The following is a 4,867-nucleotide window of genomic DNA, read 5'->3' on the forward strand; positions in this document are numbered from 1 at the left end:
GATCGAGTCGATGGACGCGTACTCGGAACTCGCCTTTTCTTTGATCCGCCTCAAGCCAGGAAAACACCCCGATTTTTCTAGGGGTCTAACGGCTATGCGCCTTATCCAGCAAGCCTTTTAGTCGCCTTGTCACCCCTTGAAAGGTTAAAGTTTCGGCATGAGGTCGCCAATCAATTCCAAGTTCTGCCTGATGATGCTTCACCCAATTTGACAAATCCCAAGTCTTCCATGTGCCGAAACAAAACATAATGAACGTCCCGATGCTGAGTAGAAATGGTAGTTGAAGAGCAAGCCGGATTAAGTTTTCGCTAAGTTTAGCGCTGATTACATAGGTCAAAATCGCCCCAATAATTCCAAAGGAAAAAGAGGCGGATTTGCATAAATTTTATTTTGAAAATTTATGCAAATCTATCAGTTGTTCAAACTGAAGCCATTGATACTCTTTATCCTCGCTCAAGAACCAATTCTCCTTTTTTAACTTCAGATACCGATGAACTAGCCCTGTTTACACCCTCCACCGAGGACTTGTGGCATAACGGTCTAGTTAGGCTTTTCGCTAAGGGTAGGGTAATACATTTAAATTTTGAATAAATCGGTAGTCTCGTTGATTCTTGGTGATAAAAGGGTAATTCCATATTATTGCTGTACCTGCAATCAAGCCATCGGCAATCAGCAAACCGTGACTTAGCCGATACAAGCGAAGTAAGTCAACCGCTTTGTCTGAAATAGGTTGGTCAATTCTGATTACATCAAACTGTTGAAGGAATTTTTCCAGCGTCCGTAACTCTGACTTGTTAGTGCAGCCAACAATTAGTTCCATTTGTGTAACTACGCTAATTGCTAATCTGGAACTTGATTGTAGCCTTTGCAGACAATTGACTGCTTCAGGAATACCACGACCAACATCAATGATTATGTCGGTATCTACGATAGTTGAACTAGCCATTTGTCTTTGACCACTCGCTTTCTCGTAAATTTCGCACCCAAGTAGTACTATCTAAATCTTGACGATCGCGCCACATTCCAACAAAGGGATCATTAACTAAATCAACATTTGACGATGCAGACAGAGGTTCAGAATATATGTACTTTTGTTTCAAAAAAGCGATCAGGCTGACTACTTGGCTCTGTGCTTCAGCAGGCAAAGATAAAAATTCACCTAAAATCTCATGAGTCATGGTTGTATCCTCCCCCATACCACGCCCACAAGCGTGTTAGCCAGATTAGCTTACTGCAAAGAGCTTCCTTTAAGGAGACTTATCATAGAAGCCTTCTAGGAATCTAGCAAAGATTCTTATATCTGGCTGCACTTTGTCACAAAATTTCACTATTATTTCGGGTAAGGTATGGTAAATCCCTTGATAGATTCAATCGGGACTAACTTCTGGGAAACCCCTATAAATCTCCTGCAAAAATCAAAAATCTGACCTTAGGTTAGGAGAATCCGAGACAGGAGGAGAAAAAAGACATAAAAATTTAGTACGAATGCTCTGCTCTCCCTGCTCTGGCGCTCCCTAGCTTACCAGAGGTCGATTGCGACGACAATTATCGCAATGACCACAGCGAAAATTATCGGCATTTTCCTGAAACCCAAAGGCATTTAAGAGAAAGTGCCAACGACAGCGACGGGTATAGAGGTAGGGAAATATCTCATTTCTGGGTTTAAAAGTCATCTTGGCTGAATTATGAGGATAAATAAGCCGATAATGAAAAGGATCGAGCCATTCTAGGCGATCGAGACTGTGTAAAAGGGAGAGAATAAGCGCACCATCGGGAAATTCGGCACTAATCGCCTCTACTTTGCCCTCTAGGGGAATTTGGGCTAAAATTTGCCAAGCTTGTCGGTATTGGCGTTCCTGTTGGGAGTTAAAGAATTTTTGCTGGTTTTTATCGCTATTATCTAACCATCCCGTCGGTTCACTAATTAAGGTGAGAGCCTGCATTTTGCCGCCATCGCGACCACCGCGGCCGATTTCCTGTAGGTATTCCGATAGTAAAGCCGGGGGTTGGTAGTGGACAACCCAACGCACATCGGGTTTGTTGATACCCATGCCAAAAGCTGAGGTACAGACAACAAAAGTTAAATCCCCCCGCAGCCAATTTTGTTCTATTTCCCGACGCTGAAAGGGGGATAAACCGGCATGATAGGCGCTGGTGCGATAGTGGAGAGATTGCAACCATGCCGCTAAATTTTCACTATGGCGACGGGAACGAGTATAGATCAGGCCGGATTGTCGAGGTTGACTGGTGAGGAAGTTTAATAGTTGATGACGACGACAACCGGGGCTAATACATATTTTGGTGCTTAAGTCAAGGTTTTGACGGTAAGGATTTATTAAGAAAAGCTGCGGTTTTTCTAGTTGTAAGATGCGGGTGAGAGTCTCACGGGTGGCGGGGTTAGCGGTGGCGGTAAAAGCAGCGATCGCTATTTGGCTGCCGGCCGGTTTCGATTGCAGCAGAGCGGGACGGACGGCCCCAAGACGACGGTAGGCAGGACGAAAATTATCGCCCCACTGGGTTAAACAATGGGCTTCGTCGAGGATGAGAGCGTTAATTTTAACGTGGGGAAGGGTTAATTTTGACCAGAGGGGCGGACTTAAGAGGGTTTCTGGCGAAAGATAGAGAAGTCGCAGGGTTTGATCTGCGATCGCTGCTAAGGTTTTCTTTCTCTGTTGTCGGGGGATTTCATTATGAATCAGGGCGACGGGTAGTTTTTTGGCTAATAATTCCTCCACCTGATTTTCCATCAGGGCAACCAGGGGAGAAATCACTAGGGTTAAGCCAGTTTTTAATAAAGCGGGCAATTGAAAACAGATAGATTTACCGAATCCCGTGGGCATGACAATCAGAGCATCTTTTGCCGCTAGAATTGTCTCGATAATCTCCTGTTGGGGAAAGCGAAAGCTATCATAGCCCCAAATTTTTTGAAAAATAGTCTGGATGCTTTCGGTATTGTGGGAAGACATGGGTTAACTGCTGGGGTGTGGGGTGTGGGGTGTGGGGTGTGGGGGAGTTGAGCGGTTTTGACTATCCCGGACGGGTAATAATTTTTCCCATAATTGAATTTTTTTGGCACTTTTTTAATAATCTGTTACACTTATAGCGATCAATCCTTGTCTGGGGAATTACTGATGACTGAACCTGTTAGCACCACTGACCCCGCAGTAGAAACCGCCACGGAAGCGCAACCCAGTTACGTCAAGCTGGCGATGCGGAATATGGTCAAGAAAAAAGGCGTCTCGTTAAAACACTTTTTTTTGACTACGGCAGCCCTATTAGGCTTTTTTGTCGGTATTTCCTATCTGACGCGTCCCTAGGGTGAAATCTGGTGAGTGAGACTTTGCCCCTAGGGGTGGATTTATGCCTACAGGATAATTATTTTGATCCCGGAAATAGTCCTGTGGATGGGGAAACTTGGCACTATTGGTTGGAGACATGGTTAGGCTATCTATCGGATTATCTCCCCGTTGCCGCCGGTTATGAACTAAGTTTGCGTTTAACAGACGATCGAGAAATTCAGACCTATAATTGCCAATATCGCCACAAAGATCAACCGACGGATGTTCTCGCTTTTGCCACTCTCGAAGTGGATTTACCAGTCGATGAGCGCATTTTAGAGACAGAACCTTTATATTTGGGGGATATTATCATCTCTGTGGAGACAGCACAACAACAGGCTTTAACACAAAATCATCCTTTGGCGCGAGAATTGGCCTGGTTAACTGCCCACGCTTGTTTACATCTTTTGGGTTGGGACCATCCCGATGAAACAAGTCTGTTAGAAATGCTATCTTTACAGGAAACTTTGTTAAAAACCGTCGAAATGCCGATACATAGTTAGTTATTTTTGTCAAGCATTATTGAGGAATATGAAGACAAATTATCATCAAGCCAACCAATCTACCAGCCTATCTAATCCCTATCTCAACAATAATTTTATCCCTCGATCGGGACAGGTGAGTGAGGGCAACAATTCGACTCAAAGAGAATACGCTTGGCAAGTCGCCTCGAATCTATTAGTCAGTTTTCGCTACGCTTGGGCCGGAGTCCGTTATGCTTTTGTCAGTCAGAGAAATTTTCGCATTCACACCCTGATTACCTTAGTAGCGATTAGTTGGGGCTTATTTTTGCGGGTTAATGCCCTGGAAATGGCGATTGTCTCCCTTACCTGCGCTCTGGTGATGGTCTTAGAATTAATTAACACTGCTCTAGAATCAGTGGTGGACCTGACGGTGGGGCAATCCTACCATGATTTAGCCAAAATAGCGAAAGATTGTGCCGCTGGTGCCGTTTTAATCGCCTCGATCGCCGCTTTACTCGTAGCGGCTTTTATTTTTATTCCCCATTTATTAGTTTAAGTGGGAAGCTTTTTTCAGTGTTGCCAAAGGCACGGCGTAGCCGTCCAGTAAACAGTAAACAGTGAACAGTGAACTGAAAACTCAAATCTGATCACTGATAAGCTGTACTGATTTTAAAATGCGTAGGGGAAACTTCAGTACAAATGCTCGAACTTCCTCTCCCTGCTGCCAACTCCGGCACTGCGGTGCAGTCTTAACCAGTAATTTAGATAGGGTTTGCTGAAAAAGTACGGGCGAAGCATTCGGATAGAAAATCTCCGGTTTCACCGATAGGTTATTGCCCGAATGCTTCGCCCCGACAGGACGCGGGCCGATGAAGACGCAAGGTTTTGAAGCACGATTCTCTCAAAATCTTGCACCTGTTTCGCAAGAAAAGCCCCAAAACCCTTACCTTGCCTACATTTCACATTTATTCAGCCAACCCTAGATAGTCAACAGCTTAACTGATCACTGATAACTGATCACTGATAACTGATTTGGCATAAGGGGACTCGACAGCTTTTAGCCGA

Annotated in this window: 6 protein-coding genes; 3 read left to right on the forward strand and 3 right to left on the reverse strand. The window is 44.6% G+C overall.

Annotated features, from left to right (window positions below; genetic code table 11):
- Positions 1-556: 556 nt before the first annotated feature.
- From PX636_RS13445 to PX636_RS13455, 3 genes are all read right to left on the reverse strand, one after another.
- The gene (locus PX636_RS13445; protein WP_002763446.1) at positions 557-946 is read right to left on the reverse strand and encodes a type II toxin-antitoxin system VapC family toxin; all 390 of its coding nucleotides are present in this window, start codon (positions 944-946) and stop codon (positions 557-559) included.
- A complete protein-coding gene (locus tag PX636_RS13450; protein ID WP_002739406.1) occupies positions 939-1,178 on the reverse strand; it encodes a hypothetical protein in 240 nt (79 codons plus the stop codon). Before PX636_RS13450 ends, PX636_RS13445 begins: the two co-directional genes overlap by 8 nt.
- A gap of 336 nt (positions 1,179-1,514) precedes the next feature.
- Positions 1,515-2,966 (reverse strand): RecQ family ATP-dependent DNA helicase, encoded by a 1,452-nt coding sequence (locus tag PX636_RS13455; protein ID WP_288117570.1) that lies wholly within the window; start codon positions 2,964-2,966, stop codon positions 1,515-1,517.
- 165 nt (positions 2,967-3,131) lie between these two features.
- On the opposite strand from PX636_RS13455, the gene PX636_RS13460 reads away from it, so the two are divergent.
- From PX636_RS13460 to PX636_RS13470, 3 genes are read left to right on the forward strand one after another with little or no spacing between them, the layout of a single operon-like run.
- Positions 3,132-3,317, forward strand: coding sequence for a DUF3285 domain-containing protein (locus PX636_RS13460; protein ID WP_002752941.1), 186 nt, complete (start codon positions 3,132-3,134; stop codon positions 3,315-3,317).
- A gap of 11 nt (positions 3,318-3,328) precedes the next feature.
- Positions 3,329-3,841, forward strand: coding sequence for an rRNA maturation RNase YbeY (ybeY, locus tag PX636_RS13465; protein ID WP_288117571.1), 513 nt, complete (start codon positions 3,329-3,331; stop codon positions 3,839-3,841).
- A 28-nt stretch (positions 3,842-3,869) separates the two neighbouring features.
- Positions 3,870-4,358: a diacylglycerol kinase family protein gene (locus tag PX636_RS13470; protein WP_061433398.1), complete on the forward strand. Its 489-nt coding sequence runs from the start codon at positions 3,870-3,872 to the stop codon at positions 4,356-4,358.
- The last annotated feature ends 509 nt before the right edge of the window (positions 4,359-4,867 follow it).

It is taken from the genome of Microcystis sp. M53598_WE2 (genome assembly GCF_030067735.1).
Taxonomy (GTDB): domain Bacteria; phylum Cyanobacteriota; class Cyanobacteriia; order Cyanobacteriales; family Microcystaceae; genus Microcystis; species Microcystis aeruginosa.

Coding starts and splice junctions, on each gene's coding strand:
- PX636_RS13470 (WP_061433398.1), top strand. CDS start 3,870: ATGAAGACAAATTATCATCAAGCCAACCAATCTACCAGCCTATCTAAT.
- PX636_RS13450 (WP_002739406.1), bottom strand. CDS start 1,178: ATGACTCATGAGATTTTAGGTGAATTTTTATCTTTGCCTGCTGAAGCA.
- PX636_RS13445 (WP_002763446.1), bottom strand. CDS start 946: ATGGCTAGTTCAACTATCGTAGATACCGACATAATCATTGATGTTGGT.
- PX636_RS13460 (WP_002752941.1), top strand. CDS start 3,132: ATGACTGAACCTGTTAGCACCACTGACCCCGCAGTAGAAACCGCCACG.
- PX636_RS13455 (WP_288117570.1), bottom strand. CDS start 2,966: ATGTCTTCCCACAATACCGAAAGCATCCAGACTATTTTTCAAAAAATT.